Below are 20,638 nucleotides of genomic sequence, written 5' to 3'. Positions count from 1 at the left end.
CGCGACGGGTACCCCGTGCGAAATCCAGGTAGCCCGCCACGCAGACCGGCGCGGGTCGAAGTTCATGGTGAACCTGCGCGAGCAACTGCAGGTTCACATCGGTTCGGGGTCGAGTTGACCAACTGATGGGGATATCTGATGCCTTTACGCCTTTCCGCCCGCGGGCCCGCACCTCGCCGACGTCTCGCCACGAGCGCAGTCGCGTTCCTCTCACTGGGCGCATTGGCCGTCGGTGGCGTCGCACTGACCGATTTCGGTGGATTCACCTCCTCTGACGCCGAAGTCGAACTCGCCTCGACGGCAACCTGCTACGACATGGTCAGCATCGCCGTCGGCGGACGTGGTGACAGCCCGAAGAACGGCGTCACCAAGATGCTGACGACACCAGACGGAACACCACTCCCCGCCGCCCTGGCAGGCGACTTCGAAAGCGACTGGATCGACCAGATGGTCGGTGCACCCAACGACAAGGTCGCGGAAGGCTCGTACGCAGCCGTCTACGTCGAGTACCCCGCCAACATGGCGTCCTACGACGAAGCCGTCAACACCGGAGTAGAGAACTCACAGAAGGTCATGCGCGCCATCGCCGCATCCTGCCCGGATACCCGCTTCGCCATCGTCGGCTACAGCGAAGGCGCCGATGTCACGCGTCGCGCAGCCATGGAAATCGGCAATCAGACTCCCGACGGCAATGGCAACTACGGAATCGTCGACCCGTCCAAGGTCGTCGGCGTCGTCATCCTCGCCGACGCCGGACGCAAGGCGGGCGAAGGTGCATTCCCCGGATCGACATCCGGAACCGGGCCTGACGGATTCGACACGGTCTACCAGAACGGTTCCGGTCCTGCGGGCGCCGGCGCACTGCCAGGCACCGCCGGCAGCTTCGGTGCGCTCGAGGGCAAGGTAGCGTCATTCTGCTCCGAAGGCGACCTGACCTGCGCAATGCCGGAAAACACCTCGCTGCTGCACCTCGCCGCCAACGTGGGACGTCAGCTCGACGTCGACGCTCTCCAGCGTGACGGCGCGCTTACCCCCGCCACCGGTGCAGACATGGCCATGGTCCTCGGCCGCATCGCCGTCGCAGCGTTCAATGACATCGCGGGCCAGGACAACTGGCTGGCCGGCGACGAAACGTTCCTCGACGTGCTGCTCAAGGTGTCCGAGCCGGGCTACAAGCCGGGCGTCGTGACCAAGCCGGTCGCAAAGGTCGACGAAGCCGGCGAACCGCTTCCCGCCTCGGAGGCCGTCAATCTCGCCTACCTGCCGTCGAAGATCGCCAAGGAAATCATCGGCTTCATCGGGTCGAACACGAACACCGTCCAGGTAGTGATGAACGATCCTTACGGGCAGACGCTCGGACCGGGATCGGGACACCACTTCGACTACTGGCGCGACGCGGACCCAGCCAAGGGCAAGCCGCTCACCTCGGCTCAGTACGCCGCAGCGTGGCTGACTCAGCTGGCCAAGGACGCCGAGGCAGGCAAACCGATCAAGACCGCCGCTGTGCAGGAAAACGCTCGCCTCGCAGTTCTGGCAGATCCGACCACAGCTACAGCCACGACCACCTCGGCCGCTCCGACTACGACCTCGGCCGTCACGGCACCTCCCGCGGTACCGGCTGAGCTCGCTCCGATCGCACCTGCTGTCGTGGCTCCGCCTGTCGAGCCAGCACTACCGGTCGCTCCGGCTCTGCCCGTCGAGCCAGCACTACCCGTCGCTCCGGCTCTGCCCGCCGACGGCACGCAGGCAGTGGAAGGAACTCAGCCTGTCGAGGGGACGGTCACTACTACTGCCGTCCCGACGACAGTCGCTCCCACCACGACGCCGGCTCCGTAAGTTCTGCTCCTCTCAGCGCCTATCCGAGATCGTTCGGGTGGGCGCTGAGTCGTCTGACCTTGCACATGGACGGGGAGCGTGCACCCTTTTTGCAAACCTCGCACCGGTTTCCTCGTCCGAGCGCGTGTGCACGGTTACCAAAAAGGGTGCGCGGTTCGAGGAAAACGATCCCGATCGTCGACGGCCTGCTCAGGTGAATTTCACTCCCTGAGCCAAGGGCAGATCGTTGGAGTAGTTCACGGTGTTGGTTGCCCGGCGCATGTACGCCTTCCAGGCATCCGATCCGGATTCGCGGCCGCCACCGGTTTCCTTCTCGCCTCCGAATGCTCCGCCGATTTCGGCGCCGGAAGGTCCGATGTTGACGTTGGCGATACCGCAGTCCGAGCCTGCTGCGGACAGGAACATCTCCGCCTCACGTAGGTCGGTGGTGAAGATCGATGACGAAAGCCCTTGTGGCACATCGTTGTGCAGGGCTATAGCTTCGTCGAGCGTGTCGTAGGTGAGCACGTAGAGGATCGGCGCGAACGTCTCGTGCTTGACGATGTCCGTCTGTGTGGGCATCGTGATGACGGTCGGCTCGACGTAGTAGGCGTACTCACCGAATATCTCGACGCGATTGCCGCCGGCACGCACGATGCCGCCGTCGGTCACTGCCGCGTCGAGCGCCTTCTGGAAACCGGCGAAGGCGGGTGCGTCGATCAGGGGCCCGACCAGGGTGCCTGGGTCCAGGGGCGACCCGATCGACAATGTGGCGTACGCCCGCGCGATCCGCTCCACGAGATCCTCGGCGACGGACGAGTGCGCGATAACGCGTCGCAACGACGTACACCGCTGTCCTGCAGTGCCTGCCGCGGAGAACACGATGCCGCGGGTGGTCAGGTCGAGATCTGCGGACGGTGTCACGATCGCCGCGTTGTTGCCGCCGAGCTCGAGCAGTGCCCGCCCGAACCGCTCGGCCACTCGAGGTGCGACGGCGCGTCCCATCCGCGTCGAGCCCGTCGCCGACACGAGCGCCACTCGCGGGTCGTCGACGAGGGCTTCGCCGGCGACCCGATCGCCGACGATGAGCTGTGCAACCTTCGGGTCCACGCCTGCTTTTTCGGCGGCGCGCTCGAACAGTGCCTGCACGCCGAGTGCGGTCAGCGGAGTCTTCTCCGAGGGCTTCCACACCACTGTGTCACCGGAAACCAACGCCAGCACGGCATTCCACGACCACACTGCCACCGGGAAGTTGAACGCAGTGATGACGGCGACGACGCCGAGGGGGTGCCACTGTTCCATCATGCGGTGGCCGGGTCGTTCGGTAGCAATCGTTTTTCCGTAGAGCTGACGCGACAATCCGACGCCGAAGTCGCAGATGTCGATCATTTCCTGCACCTCGCCGAGGCCCTCGGAGACGATCTTGCCCGCCTCGATCGACACGAGCGCACCGAGATCGTCTTTGTATTCACGTAGGAGTTGACCGAGTTCACGGATGAGGCCGCCGCGGACGGGCGCCGGCACACTCGACCACTGGGCATAGGCCGTCCTGGCGTCGGCGATGACCGCGTCGACGTCGGAGACCGTGGCCGAACCGAGGGACGCCAGATTGCCACCGGTGATCGGTGAGCGCGCCACGATCGGCATGGTCGAGGTGGTCGCTGCGGTCGAGGCATCGAGATCGACGCGAACGCCGAGTCGCCCAAGAATCGCGCGGGTCTCGACACTCAACGCATCGTGGGTGACGGGTGAGGGCATGGTGCGCACCTTTCGAAGCCGGAGAGTGTCATTTCAATCTAGCCGAATGCCCGCAGACAGGAAAATATACTGTTCTACGGGCTTGCTAACGGAATATTAACGCGTATGTTGAGCACTATGACGCAGGTATTGCAGCGCGCGGCAGCGGCCACATCGACTGTCGACGCCCACGACGTCCATGCCATCATCGGTCGCCACATGCTCGCCGACGGATTCGAGATGGTCCTCGACCTCGACAAGAGCCAGGGATCGACGCTCGTCGATGCCAGGGACGGCACGTCGTACCTGGATCTGTTCACGTTCTTCGCCTCTTCGGCGCTCGGGATGAACCATCCCGGTCTGGTGTCGGACGCGGCGTTCCGCGCCGACTTGCTGCAGGCGGCGATGAACAAGCCGAGCAACTCCGATGTCTACACCGTGGCCATGGCGCGGTTCGTCGATACCTTCGCCCGAGTGCTGGGAGACCCGCGTCTGCCGCACCTGTTCTTCGTCGAAGGTGGTGCGCTCGCCGTCGAGAACGCACTCAAGGTCGCGTTCGACTGGAAGAGTCGGTGGAACGGTAAGCACGGCATCGACCCAGCACTGGGTACGCAGGTACTGCATTTCGAGCATGCGTTCCATGGCCGCACGGGATACACGATGTCGCTGACCAACACCGACCCCAACAAGGTCGCGCGGTTTCCGAAATTCGATTGGCCCCGCATCCCGTCGCCGTACATCCGCAGTGGGGTGGACATGGACGCGCTGGAAGCGAACGCACTTGCCGCGGCCCGGATCGCCTTCGAGGCGAATCCCCACGACATCGCCTGCGCGATAATCGAACCCATTCAGGGTGAAGGCGGTGACAACCATTTCCGCCCGCAGTTCCTGGTGCAGCTTCGGGATCTGTGCCACGAGTACGACGCGTTGTTCGTTGTCGACGAGGTACAGACGGGCGCCGGAATGACCGGCACCGCATGGGCTTTCCAGCAGCTCGATGTTGTCCCCGACGTGCTCGCGTTCGGCAAGAAGGTTCAGGTCTGCGGCGTCATGGCGGGAGGACGGGTCGACGATCTCGACGATCACGTCTTCGCTGTCTCCTCACGCATCAACTCCACGTGGGGCGGAAACCTCACCGACATGGTGCGTTCTCGGCGGATACTCGAGATCGTCGAATCCGAAGGGCTCATCGAGCGCGCCGCCGCACTGGGGCGCCACCTGAGGTGTCGCCTCGACGACATGGCGACGCGGCACGAGATGGTCACCGAGGTCCGCGGGCGGGGGTTGATGTGCGCTTTCACGATGCCCGACGCCGAGAGCCGGGACCGCTTGATCGAGGACCTCCGCACCGAGGAGCACGTTCTCGCGCTCGGATGCGGTAGTAGTGCGATCCGTTTCCGGCCTGCTTTGACGATCAGCGAAGCAGACTTGGACCGTGCCGTCGACGCGATCGAGCGAGTACTGATTCGGATGGGGAGCTAGCTCGGGCTCGAGAGTGTGTACAGTCACTCGACATGTACGCACCTCTACTCGTTGCAGGTTCATGGTGGTGGCGCTCTTAGGCGCCCACACCTTTGCGTACTTCCAACCGTGGCCGCCTTTCGAGGTGGCCATTTTTTGTTGTCTCGGTCCCTCGGTGGGCAGCCTTTTGCGATTCCGAAAGGCTGATCGACGTGCACGAAGCTCCGACCTCCAAAGTTTTGAAGAAGGCTCTCACCGGTTCCGCGCCGTTCGCGATTCTGAGCCGCGAACACGGTGTCGACGTTCTGATCGGTGATGTCACCGATGCGCCGTCCCTCGCCGACATTGCGTTGAATCCGTATGCCGACGGCCCCGATGTGTTGGCGCTGGTCCCATTTCGGCAGGTCACCGAACGCGGTTTCGTATGCCACGACGACGAATCGCCCCTGCAGTGCCTGCAGGTCCGCGAGCACGCTCTGCTGAGTATCGAGGAGGTACTCGACGCACTTCCGAGCTCCGATCTGAACCTTCTCGACGGCCGTTTCGAGCCCGATGACGACGCGTACGCTGTGGTCGTGGAGCGGGTGCTCACCGACGAGATCGGCCGGGGTGCGGGCGCGAACTTCGTCATTCGCCGTGACTTTCGGGCCCAGTTGGACGATCCGATCGCCAGTGGACTCGAGATCTTCCGGAGACTGCTGGCCGGTGAATCGGGTTCGTACTGGACATTTTTCGTTCACACACCGCAGATCACGCTCGTGGGGGCGACCCCGGAACGGCACGTCGGATTCGATGGTACGACGGCGATCATGAATCCGATCAGCGGTACCTACCGGCATCCCGTCGAAGGCCCCTCGGGCGCAGGTGTTCTCGACTTTCTCGGTGATGCGAAAGAGAACGACGAGCTGTTCATGGTCGTCGACGAGGAACTGAAGATGATGAGCCGCATCTGCGAAAAGGGTGGCCGCGTCGTCGGTCCGCGCCTCAAACAGATGGGCCATCTGACGCACACCGAGTACATCCTGGTGGGAGACAGTGAGCTGGATCCACGCGAGATCCTGCGGGAGACGATGTTCGCACCCACCGTCACCGGTTCTCCGATCGAGAACGCCGCGCGTGTCATCGAGCGTTACGAGAACACCGGTCGCGGTTACTATTCCGGCGTGCTGGCACTGTTCGAGGGTGCCGACGGGGTGAGCACACTGGATGCGCCGATCCTTATCCGCACGTGCGAGATCTCGCCTACCGGCGAGCTGAAGATCTCGGCAGGCGCCACCCTCGTGCGCAACTCGGTACCCGAACACGAAGTGGCCGAGACACGTTCGAAGCTCGGTGGCGTACTCGCCGCCCTCGGTATCGAACCGGAACGTCCACGCGGAACGGACGCGGTTCGTCTCGACACCCACCCGGGCGTCGCCGACGCGTTGGCGGCGCGTAACGACAAGCTGGCGTCGTTCTGGATCGACCAGCAGCCGCTCGTCGTACTGCCCGAGCTGCTGGGCCGTACTGCGGTCGTCGTCGATTTCGAGGATCAGTGGACGGCGATGATCGCCCATCAGCTCCGCCACCTCGGCATGGACGTGTCGGTTCTTCGATGGGAAGAATACTCCGGTACGGACGCCGACCTGCTGGTGTGCGGACCCGGGCCCGGGGATCCGAACCTTGTTCTCGACCACCGAATTCGTGCGGTCGAGCGGGCCGTCCGCGCTCGACTCGACGCCGGCGCACCGCTACTCGCGATCTGCCTGAGCCACCAGGTTCTCGCGCGGATTCTCGGGTTGGACGTCGTCGCGCTTTCTCGTCCGCAGCAGGGAGTTCAACGGGAGGTCGAGCTCTTCGGAGAGCGTCGGACACTCGGTTTCTACAACGCATTCGCCGCGCTGCCGGGAGAGATTTCAGGGGTGGACGTGTCGGTGGATTCTCACGGCGTCAACGCGCTGCGGGGCGCCGGATTCGCGTCGGTTCAGTTTCATCCGGAGTCCGTGCTGTCGACCGACGGGATCGATGTTCTCCACTGCATGGTTCAGCGGTTGTTGGAGCCGGCAAGTGTCGGTTCGGCGTGAGCGCCTTTCGGACATAGGTCAGCAGAAGTCGTTCATGCGTCTACCAAAACAAGGTAATCATCCTGTTTCTAGCGCGAAACCAGACTTTCGGGCTATTCTTGCGTTTGGCCGACCGGTCACAGGGGGGGAGTATGAACCGAGATTCCTCCATGCCCCGACCACGAATCGAAGATCCACATTCGGCGCCACGTGACGCGCTGGATGCGATCCCCGAAGCCCTTCTGCTCATCGACGCTTCCCTTGCCATCACCTACGCCAACCCTGCCGCTGCGCAACTGCTGGGCACGACGCTCGATCGCCTCCTCGGACGCGAACTCGAAGCGTGGTTCAACGAATCCGCTCGGGCAGAGTTCCTTGCCAAGTGCAGCGTCCCCGGCTGGTCCGGCGTAGTCGAAGATTTCTCGTACGCACTGCAGAAGTGGCTGTCGTACAAGGTCAACCCAGGCTCGGGTGGCTACGCAATCTGGGCCCTGGATGTCACGACCGAGCGGCTCGGCAACAGTCGAAGCGGATGGACCGATGAGCTCGCTCAAACCATGCTCGACGCAGTCCCTGCTGGAACCGTTGTACTCGACACCAACGGCACCATTGTGCTGGTCAATCAACAGTGGGATGAGTTCTGGGGCAGTTGGCCGGGTGGTTCGCGCTACGTTCCGGGCGAAAACTACTTCGATATGTGGCGCGCTGCGGCCCAGTCCGGAAATCAGGACGCCGCGATCGTTCTGACCGGACTCCAGGGACTCGTGGGCGGTGACTCGGCGATGCATACCTTCGACTTCCGATGGTCCGCGCAGGAAAACGACTACTGGTACCGCATGCGAGCGGCGCTGCTCAGCGACGGCGACGGCCTCTACATCACCCACACCGACATCACCGCGCTGGCGGCGGAACTGGGTGAGCCTTCGCGGCAGGACCCGTTGACAGGCCTGGCCAGCCGGGACGAGATCGAAACGCTGTTGCGCGGCGAACTGCAGCGGCGCACCGTCGATAACGAGGTCAGCGTCCTGCTCGTCGACATCGACGGATTCAGAGAGTTCAACGATGCCCTCGGACCCACACAGGGTGACCAACTGCTTCGCCTCGTCGCAGACCGAATCGATGCGTCGACGCGACCCACTGACACCCTCGGCCGACTCACCGGCGACGGGTTCGTGGTCATCGCCCGCGGATGTCAATCCATCGCGGCACGCGCACTTGCCGCCGGGTTCGTGAGCGTCCTCGAGCCGTCGTTCGAGCTCGGCACTCGCAAGCTGACCATCACTGCCAGTGTGGGCGTAGCCACCTCCGACGCGGAGAACACCGACCCGGTTCAACTCATTCACGACGCAACCACGGCGATGCACGCAGCCAAATCGCTCGGACGCAGCAGCCATCAGGTGTTTTCGACCGACCTACGCGACAGCAACCGCACTCGGCTGGAAATTCTCGAACGCTTGCGCGGGGTGGCCATGGCCGAACACGAACTGGAGATGCTCTACCAGCCCATCGTCGAAGTGTCCTCCGGCATCGTCATCGGCGCCGAAGCACTCATTCGCTGGAATCATCCCGACCTGGGTCTACTGATGCCCGACACCTTCATCCCCCTCGCCGAAGACGCCGGCCTCATCATCCCGCTGAGCAATTGGATTCTCAACGAGGTCGGCCGGACCATCGCCAGCTGGCAACATCGAGGTATCGCGGCGCAGGTCGGCATCAACGTCAGCCCACTGCACTTCGCCGCAGGCACACTCGCCACCGACGTCATCGACGTCATCGACTCACTCGGCATCGAGCCCGGACGTGTCGTACTCGAACTGGCAGAATCGAAATCGCTGCACAACGTCGATGCCGTGCAGTACCAGTTACTCGACGTGCGCCGACACGGGGTTCTCGTCGCGATCGACGACTTCGGCTCCGGCTTCTCCTCGCTCGAACGCCTCGCAACCCTGCCCGTCGACATCCTCAAGATCGACAAGTCACTCACCCAGCACCTCGACAGCAAGAACCTTCAGCGCAGACGCGCCATCTCCGCGCTGTGCAAAGCTGTCGTCGACGTCTCGCACGACCTGGGCAAGGACACTGTTGTCGAAGGAATCGAAACGCCCGAGCAAATGGCTTCCTGCGCTGACATGGGAGTTACCTTCGGACAAGGCCACCTTCTCGGTCGTCCGATGACAGCCGTACAGCTCGAGAGCGTCCTATGTCAGGACGGCGCACACAGCGCATCTGCATGACCGCGCGCGAGCTTTTCACGCACCCCGGATCGACAAGGAAACAACTGTGAAGATCGCCGACGACACCCTTCGCTTTTCCGCCGCGCGCCGAGCAATCCTGTCGACGATCAATCCCGACGGCACACCGCATCTCGTGCCTGTCGTCTTCGCCGTCGTCGACGATCGCATCGTCACCGCCATCGACTGGAAACCGAAGTCCACCCGTAAACTCCAGCGACTGGACAACATCCGCGCCGACCCGGCTGTCGGCCTCATCGTCGACAATTACGAAGACGAGTGGGACAACCTCTGGTGGGTTCGCGCCAGTGGATCGGCCCGTGTCGTCGACGCTCACTCCGACGAGGGCAGAGCTGCAATCGACGCTCTCGTGGAGAAGTACGAGCAATACGCTTCTGCCCGGCCGGAGGGTCCGGCAATCGTCGTCGAAAAGTTGACCTGGCGATCCTGGAAAGCCTCCTAGCCAGCGCCCGCAGACCCTCGACTGTCGAATGATCCCCCTTGAACCTGTCGTCGGCGTTACCGTTGCCCTGAGTAGTTGGTAACGCTGAGTAGTTGGCAACGCTGAGTAGTTGGCAACGCTGACGGCAGGAGTGGGCATTTGACGAGCACATCGGTGTCACCGGAGAAGTCCGCTCGCGTGGAGGGGAAGCCCGCGCGGGCCTTCGCGCCACCCGAACACGGTCGGCTGGCGCAGGTTCCACACATCGCTGGGCTGATTCTCGGCACTTTCGCAGTGCTGGTGTTTTTGTGGAGCATCTCCCCGGCGCTGAGAGAAGCCATACGGGTGCCGCGAGAGTACGTCAACAATTTCTACATCGATGCCCCGGACACCTCTCTGGCGTGGGCGCTCGTCCTCGGTCTCACCGCGGCAGCATTGGCAAGCCGTAAGCGCATCGCGTGGTGGTTCCTGACGCTCTATCTCGCGCTCTTCGCGCTTACCAATCTCGCCGAGGGTATCCAAGAGAAGAACGCCGGCGCCTGGGTCGCCCTTGGCGTCCACGTCGTCATCATCGGCATTCTGGTGGCGGCGCGCAAGGAGTTCTACACCCGCGTACGACGCGGCGCGATATGGAAAGCCCTCGGAGTTCTCGTCCTGGGCGCGATCATCGGAACCCTGCTCGGCTGGGCATTGGTCGCACTGTTCCCCGGGACGCTCCCGGAGAACGAGACGTTCCTGTGGGCCTTCAACCGCGTAACAGCATTGGCGACGGTGGACAACGAGCAATTCAGTGGTCGCACACACGGTTTCGTCAATACTTTGCTCGGCCTGTTCGGCGCGCTCGCATTGCTCGCTGCCGTCGTCACTTTGTTCAGGTCGCAGCGCTCGACCAATGCGCTGACGGGCAGCGACGAGTCGGCACTGCGCGGCCTCCTCGACAAATGGGGAGCGGACGACTCCCTCGGTTATTTCGCCACCCGACGTGACAAGGGTGTCGTGTTCGCCCCGAGCGGTAAGGCTGCGGTCACCTATCGCGTCGAGGTCGGAGTATGCCTTGCCAGCGGTGATCCCATCGGCAATCCCGAGGCGTGGCCGCACGCCATCGACGCGTGGCTCGAGTTGGCTGCAAAGTACGGCTGGTCGCCCGCGGTGATGGGGGCCAGCGAAATCGGTGCGACGGCGTACAAGCGGGCCGGCCTGAACGTCCTCGAACTCGGCGACGAGGCCATCCTGTACACCAAGACGTTCAACCTCAACGGCCGCGAGATGCGTCCGGTCCGCCAAGCCGTCACACGTGCACGCAAGGCGGGCGTGACGGTGGAAATACGTCGTCACCGCAACATTCCAGCAGCCGAGATGGCCGAGATCATCGACTGCGCCGACGCGTGGCGCGACACCGAGACCGAACGCGGATTCTCGATGGCTCTCGGTCGCCTCGGCGACCCGCTCGACGGCGAATGCATGCTGGTTCAAGCCAGAGCGGGCGAGAAGACCGTCGGCATTCTGTCGTTGGCACCGTGGGGTCGCACTGGCGTGTCGCTGGACCTGATGCGACGCGATCCTCAGTCCCCCAACGGGGTGATCGAACTTTTGGTCACCGAACTGGCGACCGGTGCAGATCAATTCGGCGTCAGCAAGATTTCGTTGAACTTTGCGGTGTTCCGGGCCGTGTTCGAGGAGGGCAGTCGAATCGGAGCTGGGCCGGTGCTGCGGATCTGGCGTTCGATGCTCGTGTTCTTCTCGCGGTGGTGGCAACTCGAGGCACTGTACCGCTCGAATCTGAAGTATCAACCCGACTGGGAACCGCGCTATCTGTGCTTCGCCGACAGTCGCGTACTACCGAAGGTCGGCATCGCATCTGCGATCGCCGAGGGCTTCCTGACGCTGCCGAGTTTCCGGCGCGCACGCAAGCACACCGGTAGCCGCGTAGCCGTGCCGGCAGCTCTCGCCGACAACACCGATATCCACAGTGACGGAAGCGGACCGGAAAATGTAGCGGAGGAGGACGAGCAGCCGCAGGGACCGCGGCGACCCGACCAGGTTCGCGTCCGGATCTCCAAGCTCGAGCGCCTCGAGAGCGAGGGAACCGAGGGCTACCCCGTCGCACATCCGCCGACGCACTCCGTCGCCGAGGCATTGGCGGCCCCCCAGGGAACGACGGTTCGGATTGCCGGTCGTCTACTGCGAATTCGAGACTATGGCGGGGTCGCCTTCGCGATCGTGCGGGACTGGACCGACGACATCCAGGTGTTGTTCGACCGGGCGCGCGTCGGAGACAAGCTGGACGAATTCGATGCAGACTTCGATCTGGGCGATCTGATCGAGGTCAGCGGAGTGATCGGACGAAGCAACAAGGGCGAGTTCTCGCTGCTCGCCGGCGACTGGCGGATGAATGCCAAATGCCTGCACCCGCTGCCGGACAAGTGGAAGGGCCTCAAAGACCCCGAATCTCGGGTGCGTCAACGCTACGTCGATCTTGCGATCAACCGCAGCACAAGGGATTTGATGATTGCTCGCAGCAACGTCGTCAAATCGATGCGGGACTCACTGTCCGGCCGCGGATACATGGAGGTGGAGACGCCGATCCTGCAGCAGGTTCACGGCGGAGCGAACGCGGCCCCGTTCATCACCCACATCAACGCCTACAACCTCGATCTGTATCTGCGGATCGCACCCGAGCTGTACTTGAAGCGGCTGTGCGTCGGCGGGATGGACAAGGTCTTCGAGATCGGCCGAGTGTTCCGTAACGAAGGCGCCGACTTCAAGCACAACCCGGAGTTCACCATCCTCGAGGCGTACGAAGCACACAGTGACTACGAGCAGGCGATGGTGTTGTGCCGCGAGCTCATTCAGCAAGCCGCTATCGCCGCACACGGTCGCGAAATCGTCCTCCGACCCGACGGCCCGAACGGCGAGATGATCGAAATCGACATCTCCGGCGAATGGCCCGTCAAAACACTGCACGGGGCCGTCGCAGAGAAGCTCGGCGTCCCGGTCGCCCCCGACACCTCACTCGCCGAACTTCGCAGACTCTGCGAGGAGAACGACGTTCCATACGAAAAGAATTGGGATGCAGGCGCCGTCGCACAGGGGATGTACGAGCATCTGGTCGAGGACTACACCGAGTTCCCCACCTTCTACACAGACTTCCCGACGTCGATGTCGCCGTTGACCCGTCCGCATCGGTCGATTCCGGGTGTTGCCGAGAAGTGGGATCTCGTCGCATGGGGTGTCGAACTGGGCACTGCGTACAGCGAGCTCACCGACCCCGTCGATCAGCGTCGCCGACTGACCGAACAATCCCTTCTCGCGGCGGGTGGTGACGAGGAAGCGATGTCGCTCGACGAGGACTTCCTGCAGGCACTCGAGTACGGCATGCCGCCGACAGGTGGTCTCGGCATGGGCGTCGATCGCGTCGTCATGTTGATCACCGGTGGCAGCATCCGCGAGACCTTGGCCTTCCCCCTCGCGAAGCCGCGACAGTAACGAAAAATTTGGAATGTTTCACATGAAACAATCACCTCCCGGCAGGTTCGTCGTAGTCGATGGACTGCGCACTCACGTCGTAGTGACCGGTGGTGGTCCGCCGATTGTCTTGTGCGGCGGACTCGGAGGCAATTGGTTCGACTGGGACGACGTGGCCGCGATTCTGTCGGCATTTCATACCGTCGTCGTGTTCGACCGACCCGGGTTCGGGCTCAGCGAATCGTTTCCGCACGGCCACACCCCGACCGTCGAGGCCGAGGCAGCTCGCATCATCGGCGTTCTCGACGCCCTCGAGCTGCCAGACCCGGCCGTGGTCGTCGGGCACTCGATCGCAGGGTTCTATGCGGAGGCGTTCGCTCGCCTGTACCCGTCGCGCACGGCGGGAATGCTGCTGCTCGACTCGAGCGCGGAGCGCGATCCGTGGCATCTGATTCCGAGGAGCTGTCGTATTTCGGTGGCATATGCCCTCTCGAGGACACTGGCAGCACTCGGACTGCAGCGACTACTCGGAACGACCGTGCGACGCATTCTCAATCAGTCCATCCCTCCCGACGGCATTCCGATCGAAACCTACGACTGGATTGCACAGATCTATCGGACGCCGTCGTACCTCGAGGCGGCGCTGGTGGAGGACTTCGTCTACCCGGATATGGCACTCGAACTCAACCGGATCAGGCGCAGCCATCCGATGCCGGATGTGCCGGCTACCGTCGTCGCCGCCCACACCGGTCGACCGTCACCGTGGGGTCGCCGCTGGATCGCCAAGCAACGGCGCCTTGCGCAGTATCTGGACGCGAAGTTCTTCGTCGTCACGAACGCCCATCATCACGCGATGATCGACCAACCCGCCGAGGTGGCGGGCCTGATCGCCGAACTGGTGTGACGTACCGAACTCCGCGCACGTAACGTGTCCTCTCGAGCCCGTAGCCCAAGACCCGATCCACAGTTCGGCGATGGCGCGGTAGCACGAGAGGAACACAGATGGGTGCATCGATAAGCACAACTTCCGGCCGACAGTCCAAGCTTCTCGGCTTGGGTGTCCACCGCCCCGAGCGGGTGGTGACCAACGACGAAATCTGCGAAACCATCGACTCGAGCGACGAGTGGATTCAGACGCGGACGGGCATCAAGAATCGTCGCTTCACCAAGCCCGAGGAAAACGTCGTATTCATGGCCATCGAGGCCGGCAAGAAGGCTCTCGCGGCAAGCGGCGTCTCGGCCGAGGACATCGATACCGTCATCGTCGCGACGTCGACGCACCTCGAGCAGACCCCCCAGGCTGCCGCCAAGGTTGCGCACGCACTCGGCACCAAGGGCCCTGCCGCATTCGACATCGGCGCCGGCTGCGCAGGATTCTGCTACGCCCTCGCGGTCGCTTCCGATCTGGTCAAGGGGGGAACCTCCAAGTATGTCCTCGTCATCGGCGCAGAGCAGCTGAGCGAGACCACCGACCCGTACGACCGCACGACGCGATTCATCTTCGCCGACGGCGCCGGCGCGGTAGTGGTCGGCCAGAGCGACGAGACCGAGATCGGGCCTGCCGTCTGGGGCTCCGACGGTTCACAGGCGGATGCGATCTACCAGACGATCGACTGGTACGACTACATCACCACAGAGGGCGCCGAGCGTCCCTGGATCAGAATGAACGGCATCTCGGTGTTCCGCTGGGCCGCGTTCGAGATGGGCAAGGCGGCCCAGAAGGTGATCGACGCCGCGGGCATCAAGACCGAGGAACTGCATGCGTTCATCCCGCATCAGGCCAACAGCCGCATCACCGAACTGCTCGCCAAGAGCCTGCACCTCGGCGACGACACCGTCGTCGCCAACGATATCGAGGAGACCGGCAACACTTCGGCCGCGTCGATTCCGTTGGCGATGGAGGAATTGCTCCGCACCGGCAAGGCCAAGGCGGGCGACACCGCCCTGCTCCTCGCGTTCGGAGCCGGCTTGTCCTACGCCGGGCAGGTCGTCAAGCTCCCCACCCTGTAGTTTTTCTCTTCCTGTAGTTCTTCTCTTCCGGCCGAGACCGACCTCGTTCGTTCTCGGCCGGAAGTAGAGTGGCGTCATGCCGAAACCACCGTTGCCGCCGGAAGCCGTCGAGCTACTGAAGAAGCCGAACCCCGCAGTCATGGCGGTGGTACGAGCAGATGGCACACCCATCACCGCCCCCACCTGGTACCTGTGGGAGGACGGCAAGATCGTCTTGAACTTCGAGGCCGGACGTAAGCGCCTCGAGCACATCCGCGGCAACCCCAGGGTGTCGATCTCGGTGCTCGACGAGGCCAGCTGGTACACCCACATCACCATTCACGGCACCATCACGCTGGCGGACGATCCGGACTTGGTCGACATCGACCGCATCTCGACCCACTACACCGGCGACAAGTACCCGGTGCGCGATCAGCCCCGGGTCACCGGTTACCTCTCAGTCGACGCGTATGTCGGCTGGGGCAGCATGAAAACCAACTAGTCGTGCTGTCCACTCCCGTCGCCATCACCATCGGTTCGGTCTGCATCGGATTCGTCCTGTTCGTTTCGGCGGCCGCTGGAGCTCAGCAGAAGTGGGATCGCCGAGGCGTCATCGCGATGTTGATACTGGCGATTTGCTGTCTGAGTGTCGTCCCGCTCACGGTCGCCCTCAGCGCTGCGGTGTGACCTGGGGCGTCGGGGCTGGAAGCGTGGTCTTCAGTCGTGTGCCCTGCAGCAGTGCCCATCCACCGGCGGTCACGGTCAGACCTATGACGAACAGCGCCATCGCGGTCCAGCCGTACATCTGAAATACCACTCCGCCTAGCCAGCCGAGAACGCTGGATCCGCCGTAGTAGAAGAGGTTGTACAGCGACGTCGCTTGGGTGCGTCCGACCACCGCACGCTGACCCGTCCATCCCGACGCGATGGCGTGGGCGGCGAAGAATCCGATAGTCAGTACGACCAGTCCGGTCAGGATGACGATCAGGTTCGTGCTGATGGTCAGTGCGACTCCGACGGCCATGGTCGCCGTCGAACCGGCGAGGACGATGCTTCTGCCGTGCCGGACAGCCAGTTGTCCGGCGATGCGCGAGGACACGGTTCCGCTGAGATACGCCACGAAGATGAGGCTGATGAGGGATTGCGGTAGACCGAACGGGCCGGCTTCGAGGCGGAAGCCGAGGTAGTTGTAGATTGCGACGAATCCGCCCATGAGCAGGAAGCCTTGGCCGTACAGGGTCAGCATGCCGGGCTCGCGGAGGTTGGCCCATAGACGTCTCGGCAGTGAGGGGCCGTCGCGGGAGACGGTGGGAGATCTGCGCGGCGTCGGTGCCAGCCATACGAAAAGGGCGGCCGCTACCGCGGCGAGTACCGACACTGTCAAGGTTCCGACGCGCCAGTTCGTGTACTCCGCAACAGGTCCGGCGACGATCCGACCCAGCAAGCCACCCATGGAGGTACCGGAGACGTAGGTCGCTGCAGCGAGCGCAGTGTGCTTGCCGTGAACTTCCTCGCTCAGGTATGCGATGGCGATCGCGGGGAGTCCGCCGAGCGCTGCTCCTTCGAAGAATCGAATCGACAACAGCATCGGTAGCGAAGAAGACAGCGGAACCATCAGTCCGAGAATCGTTGCGGCAATCACCGAGATGGCCATCGCGCGGACTCGTCCGATGCGATCGGCGACCACCGACCAGGGCAGGACCGCAGCGGCGACACCGACCGTGGCTGATCCGACCGCAAGGGAGGACTGCGACGGCGTGATGTCGAGGCCGGCCGCGATGAGCGGAAGAATGCCCTGCACCGAGTAGAGCTGCGCGAAAGTCGCGATACCCGCGAACAACAAGGCCGCAACCAGACGCTTGTATTCGCGCGATCCCCGAGGATGACCCTCCCAAACGAGTTCGGCGTCCGTATCGGTCGTCGATGAACTCATTTTCTCGACGCTATCTTTGCTGTGTACATGCGTCCAATGCATATGCACCCGGCAATCCATACTCCAGCGATATCATTGCGTAGGTGCGCGCGGAATCGAAAGAACTACTCCCCCTCATCCCGACGCTCGTCGCCGTCGCGGAAACCGAGCACATCACCGAAGCCGCCCACCTGCTCGGGATCCCACAACCGACCGTGAGCCGACAGATCGCCCGGGCAACAGCAATCCTCGGGGTCGCTGTCGTCGAACGTCGTGGACGCGGTATCGAGATGACTGCCGCTGGCCGAATCCTGATTCCCTATTTGCAACGGGCCCTGGTCGATTTGGAGGCCGGCCTCGATGCGATGAGCGAGCACGACGCGAAGGCCCGCGGCCGAATTTCCATCGCATTCCAGAACACGCTCGGCGAGGACATCGTGCCGGCACTGATCAAGGCGTTCGGAACCGGCCATCCGGCCGTGACGTTCGATCTCGATCAGGGTGCCCGCTCGCGCTGCCTCGACCGCCTCGACGACGGCTCAGCCGACCTCGCCTTCGTCTCGCTCAGTACCGAGCACACCGACGCCAATTCCTTCCAGCTCTACGACGAGCGACTGGTCCTGGTCGTGCCCACCGGACACCGCTTGGCCGGTCGCCGCAGCGTGCACGTCATCGACACTGCCGAGGAGCGCTATATCGCCATGGGTCACGGATTCGGAATGCGTTCGATCTGCGAAGGCCTGTGGGCCGAGGCAGGCATGTCTCCACACATTGCGTTCGAAGGGCAGGACATCCACACGATCCGCGGACTGGTCGGAGCCGGTCTGGGCGTCAGTATTCTTCCCAAAATTCGCGGGCCACAATACGAGACCGTGGAAGTACCCTTGGCCGATCCGACCGCCCGGCGACGCATCGGCATGGTCTGGTCCGAGCGCGTACCGGCGAGCCACGTGCAGGCCTTCCGCGCACTGACGATTCGAAACGGCCGCAGTCTCGTGGTCAGGTAGGCACGGTGGTTAAGTAGGCACGTGCAGCTCATACTGGTTCGCCATGCGCTCCCGCAGCGCTCCGAAGACACCGCCGATCCCCCGCTTGCCGAACTCGGCCACGAGCAAGCCGCCCGGGTACCTGCCGCGCTGGCCCGGTTTGCGATCGCCAGGACCGTTGCGAGCACTCAACTCCGCGCTCAGCAGACCGGCTCGGTGTTGGCTGCCGAGCTGGGGGCGACACTGGAGTCCGACGAGCGCCTCACCGAATACGACCGAGATTTCGGCGGTTACGTTCCGATCGAACTTGCGCGCACCGAGTTCCGCGACGCATTCGACCGGATCAAGGCCGGACACCTTCCCGAGGAGGTCGACGAGGGCGCGTTTCGTGCGCGCGTACTCGCCGGCATCGACGCAGCGGTCTCGGGAGTCGAACACAGCGATACGGTTGTGGTGTTCGCCCACGGCGGTGTCATCAACATCCTGCTGCAAGACATCCTGCACACCCCTACGGTTCTCGGATTCCCGATCGACTACTGCTCGATAACTCGAATTCTTTACTCCCGCAACGGTACTCGATCGGTCGCGGCGGTGAACGAGACGCAGCACGTGTGGGATCTGCTGCCTCGCAACAGAGACCGATCCACCAACTCCACAGAGAGTTCTTAAAGTGCCTGCTCAGGGCGGTGTTTCAGTCCCCATCACGGCCTTTTGTGGTCATAGTGCCCCCGGGGGCCGGTTAGCCTCGAAACCACTATGGGTAATTTTCGAATCCTCCGGCAACCGACCGCCGCTCTCGTTGCTCTTGCCTTTCCGCTGGTAGCGGCCGGAGCGTTCGCACTCGGTGCGGGCTACGACCTGAGCCCCGAAGACCCGGCGCCGGCCACCACGAACACGGCAGCGGGCACACCCAGCGCCTCTACCGGCGATCCACTGGCCACCTCGAGGAAGAGCCTGCAGCAAGCGGGGTTACCCATCAGCTTCCTGTCCGGGGGCGTCTCCCAGCTGACCGACGGCGGCAAGCAACTCAACGACGGCGTTATCGTCCTCGCCGACGGAATAACCCAGGCTCACGACGGCACGATTCAGCTCGCCGACGGATTCGGCCAATACCGTGACGGCATCGGGCAACTAGGCGACGGTGCATCCCAGATCAGCGGCGGAGTCGATCAACTCGTCGACCAGCTCGCCGGCTTCGGCGCTCAGCAGGGTGAGTTCACGGCGAAGCTCGAAGCCACCGCACAACAAATCGACAGCTTCCCGCACCCCGGATCCGACGCCATCTCCGGCCAGATTCGCTCGGTGATCGACACTCTGAACACCCAGGGATTCGGCCCATCGACGCTCGATCAGCTGCAGACCCTCAAAGGCGGTGCACGCCAGCTGTCCGGTGAGCTGAACGATCCATCCGGCCAATTCCTGACTGCCACCGGCCAGCTCGGTGACGCTACCGTCCAACTTCGAGACGGGCTGGGCCAGCTCGACGCCGGTGGCGGACAACTCCGAGCCGGAACCGATCAGTTGGTGACGGCCGTCGGCCCGGTCTCCGGAATCGTCAGCGGTATCGCGACCAACGTCCAAGAAGCAACCACCGGACTCCCGACGGCCAAGGAGCTGAACGCCGGCTCACCTGCACCCGCTTCGGAGGCCGAGGTGACGCAGGCAGCCGCGTCGAGCACGGCTGTAGCGCCGTATCTGGTTGCGGCATTGGTGGCGGTCGGTGCTATCGGCGCGGTGAGCCTGGTACGGGTCCTGAGAGGCGATTCTCGACTCGGTTGGAGCGTCGCCGCCATCGCCACCCTTGCCGTCGGCGTATGCGCGGCCTGTGCTTTCGCCTTCACCGCCCCAGGGGCCGACATCGGTGCACTTGTCGGGGCCGGTGTCTTTCTCGTCGTCTCTGCCGCTGCTTATCTGGCTGCAGGTGGGGCACTCCAGCGTCTGCTCGGCGCCGCTGTCGGCCAAGCTGTCAACGTCGGTTTGTTGCTGGTCCAGGTCGTGGTGTGCGGAGCTGCCTATGCGAGCAGTGCCTCGATCTGGGGCCACCTGTCGGCGTTCATGCCGATGAGTTATACCGCCGCGGGCGCGCGCGAGATCGGATACGGACAGATGACCTCGACAGGCTGGCTGGCAATCGGGCTGACCGTCGTTCTCCTCGCTGTCTCCGGGATCGTCTACAGAACTCTCGATACCGAACCCGGCGACAGCGAAGCGAGCAGAGACCTAGCCGACTACGCGTAGCGGGTGGATGGACGGTGCACTGGCGAGGTGCGCACCGAACTCGCCCAGCGCCTTCTGCAGGTGGGGTGTCTGCATGTGCGCGTCGAGGTCCTCTTGCGATCCCCACACCTCGATGGTGACGAAAGTGCCCGGCTCGGAAGCTGACTCGAACAGTTCGTAGGAGACGTTTCCGCTCTCCTTGGACGACTCCTCGGCCAACGTCGCCAGACCTGTTCGGATGGTATCGACCGACTCCGGCTTGGCGGTGATGGTGGCGACAACCTTGAGCTCACTGGGCATACTGCGTCCTCTCGTATGTGGCCACCTGAGAGGCAACCACC

Annotated in this window: 16 protein-coding genes; 13 read left to right on the top strand and 3 right to left on the bottom strand. The window is 63.5% G+C overall.

The features are described from left to right. Positions 1 to 138 precede the first annotated feature (138 nt). Positions 139 to 1,836, top strand: a complete 1,698-nt coding sequence (locus H2510_RS06370) for a cutinase family protein (RefSeq protein ID WP_186627474.1) — start codon at positions 139 to 141, stop codon at positions 1,834 to 1,836. Positions 1,837 to 2,025: 189 nt separating this feature from the next. On the opposite strand, the gene H2510_RS06365 is transcribed toward H2510_RS06370, so the two are convergent. Continuing rightward, positions 2,026 to 3,573, bottom strand: coding sequence for an aldehyde dehydrogenase family protein (locus H2510_RS06365; RefSeq protein WP_186627473.1), 1,548 nt, complete (start codon positions 3,571 to 3,573; stop codon positions 2,026 to 2,028). Between the two features lie 117 nt (positions 3,574 to 3,690). Here H2510_RS06365 and lat point away from each other — a divergent pair, with 117 nt between their 5' ends. The 9 genes from lat to H2510_RS06320 all read left to right on the top strand — a co-directional run bounded on the left by lat (position 3,691) and on the right by H2510_RS06320 (position 15,869). Next, the gene (gene lat, locus H2510_RS06360) at positions 3,691 to 5,034 is read left to right on the top strand and encodes an L-lysine 6-transaminase (protein ID WP_186627472.1); all 1,344 of its coding nucleotides are present in this window, start codon (positions 3,691 to 3,693) and stop codon (positions 5,032 to 5,034) included. 191 nt (positions 5,035 to 5,225) lie between these two features. Continuing rightward, positions 5,226 to 7,076 (top strand): anthranilate synthase family protein, encoded by a 1,851-nt coding sequence (locus tag H2510_RS06355; RefSeq protein WP_315901262.1) that lies wholly within the window; start codon positions 5,226 to 5,228, stop codon positions 7,074 to 7,076. Positions 7,077 to 7,207: 131 nt separating this feature from the next. Beyond that, complete coding sequence (locus H2510_RS06350) at positions 7,208 to 9,289, top strand: bifunctional diguanylate cyclase/phosphodiesterase (RefSeq protein WP_261392766.1); 2,082 nt, start codon at positions 7,208 to 7,210, stop codon at positions 9,287 to 9,289. A 46-nt stretch (positions 9,290 to 9,335) separates the two neighbouring features. After that, complete coding sequence (locus H2510_RS06345) at positions 9,336 to 9,749, top strand: TIGR03668 family PPOX class F420-dependent oxidoreductase (protein ID WP_186627471.1); 414 nt, start codon at positions 9,336 to 9,338, stop codon at positions 9,747 to 9,749. Positions 9,750 to 9,902: 153 nt separating this feature from the next. Further along, positions 9,903 to 13,214, top strand: a complete 3,312-nt coding sequence (gene lysX / locus H2510_RS06340) for a bifunctional lysylphosphatidylglycerol synthetase/lysine--tRNA ligase LysX (protein WP_397517328.1) — start codon at positions 9,903 to 9,905, stop codon at positions 13,212 to 13,214. 13 nt (positions 13,215 to 13,227) lie between these two features. Continuing rightward, on the top strand, positions 13,228 to 14,097 hold the full coding sequence (locus H2510_RS06335; protein WP_186627469.1) for an alpha/beta fold hydrolase: 870 nt from the start codon (positions 13,228 to 13,230) through the stop codon (positions 14,095 to 14,097). A 98-nt stretch (positions 14,098 to 14,195) separates the two neighbouring features. Further along, on the top strand, positions 14,196 to 15,203 hold the full coding sequence (locus tag H2510_RS06330) for a beta-ketoacyl-ACP synthase III (RefSeq protein WP_186627468.1): 1,008 nt from the start codon (positions 14,196 to 14,198) through the stop codon (positions 15,201 to 15,203). A gap of 76 nt (positions 15,204 to 15,279) precedes the next feature. Next, entirely contained in the window at positions 15,280 to 15,684 is a 405-nt protein-coding gene (locus H2510_RS06325) for a PPOX class F420-dependent oxidoreductase (protein ID WP_186627467.1), read from the top strand. A 2-nt stretch (positions 15,685 to 15,686) separates the two neighbouring features. Then, positions 15,687 to 15,869 carry a hypothetical protein gene (locus H2510_RS06320; protein WP_084348221.1) on the top strand — a complete coding sequence of 61 codons (183 nt, stop codon included), beginning with the start codon at positions 15,687 to 15,689 and terminating at the stop codon, positions 15,867 to 15,869. Here the strand turns inward: H2510_RS06320 and H2510_RS06315 are convergent. Then, on the bottom strand, positions 15,853 to 17,115 hold the full coding sequence (locus tag H2510_RS06315; protein ID WP_186627466.1) for an MFS transporter: 1,263 nt from the start codon (positions 17,113 to 17,115) through the stop codon (positions 15,853 to 15,855). The genes H2510_RS06320 and H2510_RS06315 overlap by 17 nt on opposite strands. 83 nt (positions 17,116 to 17,198) lie before the next feature. Between H2510_RS06315 and H2510_RS20745 the strand changes: the two genes are divergently transcribed. The 3 genes from H2510_RS20745 to H2510_RS06300 all read left to right on the top strand — a co-directional run bounded on the left by H2510_RS20745 (position 17,199) and on the right by H2510_RS06300 (position 20,318). Continuing rightward, positions 17,199 to 18,101, top strand: a complete 903-nt coding sequence (locus H2510_RS20745) for a LysR family transcriptional regulator (protein WP_315901261.1) — start codon at positions 17,199 to 17,201, stop codon at positions 18,099 to 18,101. 21 nt (positions 18,102 to 18,122) lie between these two features. Next, the gene (locus tag H2510_RS06305; RefSeq protein ID WP_186627465.1) at positions 18,123 to 18,749 is read left to right on the top strand and encodes a histidine phosphatase family protein; all 627 of its coding nucleotides are present in this window, start codon (positions 18,123 to 18,125) and stop codon (positions 18,747 to 18,749) included. A gap of 87 nt (positions 18,750 to 18,836) precedes the next feature. Then, the gene (locus H2510_RS06300; protein WP_186627464.1) at positions 18,837 to 20,318 is read left to right on the top strand and encodes a phage infection protein; all 1,482 of its coding nucleotides are present in this window, start codon (positions 18,837 to 18,839) and stop codon (positions 20,316 to 20,318) included. Here the strand turns inward: H2510_RS06300 and H2510_RS06295 are convergent. Then, complete coding sequence (locus tag H2510_RS06295) at positions 20,301 to 20,597, bottom strand: putative quinol monooxygenase (RefSeq protein WP_186627463.1); 297 nt, start codon at positions 20,595 to 20,597, stop codon at positions 20,301 to 20,303. The genes H2510_RS06300 and H2510_RS06295 overlap by 18 nt on opposite strands. Positions 20,598 to 20,638 lie beyond the last annotated feature (41 nt).

It is taken from the genome of Rhodococcus sp. BP22 (genome assembly GCF_014281965.1).
Classification (GTDB): Bacteria; Actinomycetota; Actinomycetes; order Mycobacteriales; family Mycobacteriaceae; genus Rhodococcoides.
The sequence above is the reverse complement of the archived record's forward strand: the minus strand, read 5'-3'. Positions and strand labels throughout refer to the sequence as shown.

Coding starts and splice junctions, on each gene's coding strand:
- H2510_RS06335 (WP_186627469.1), top strand. CDS start 13,228: ATGTTTCACATGAAACAATCACCTCCCGGCAGGTTCGTCGTAGTCGAT.
- H2510_RS06295 (WP_186627463.1), bottom strand. CDS start 20,597: ATGCCCAGTGAGCTCAAGGTTGTCGCCACCATCACCGCCAAGCCGGAG.
- H2510_RS06315 (WP_186627466.1), bottom strand. CDS start 17,115: ATGAGTTCATCGACGACCGATACGGACGCCGAACTCGTTTGGGAGGGT.
- H2510_RS06330 (WP_186627468.1), top strand. CDS start 14,196: ATGGGTGCATCGATAAGCACAACTTCCGGCCGACAGTCCAAGCTTCTC.
- lat (WP_186627472.1), top strand. CDS start 3,691: ATGACGCAGGTATTGCAGCGCGCGGCAGCGGCCACATCGACTGTCGAC.
- H2510_RS06300 (WP_186627464.1), top strand. CDS start 18,837: ATGGGTAATTTTCGAATCCTCCGGCAACCGACCGCCGCTCTCGTTGCT.
- H2510_RS06365 (WP_186627473.1), bottom strand. CDS start 3,573: ATGCCCTCACCCGTCACCCACGATGCGTTGAGTGTCGAGACCCGCGCG.
- H2510_RS06325 (WP_186627467.1), top strand. CDS start 15,280: ATGCCGAAACCACCGTTGCCGCCGGAAGCCGTCGAGCTACTGAAGAAG.
- H2510_RS06350 (WP_261392766.1), top strand. CDS start 7,208: ATGAACCGAGATTCCTCCATGCCCCGACCACGAATCGAAGATCCACAT.
- H2510_RS06370 (WP_186627474.1), top strand. CDS start 139: ATGCCTTTACGCCTTTCCGCCCGCGGGCCCGCACCTCGCCGACGTCTC.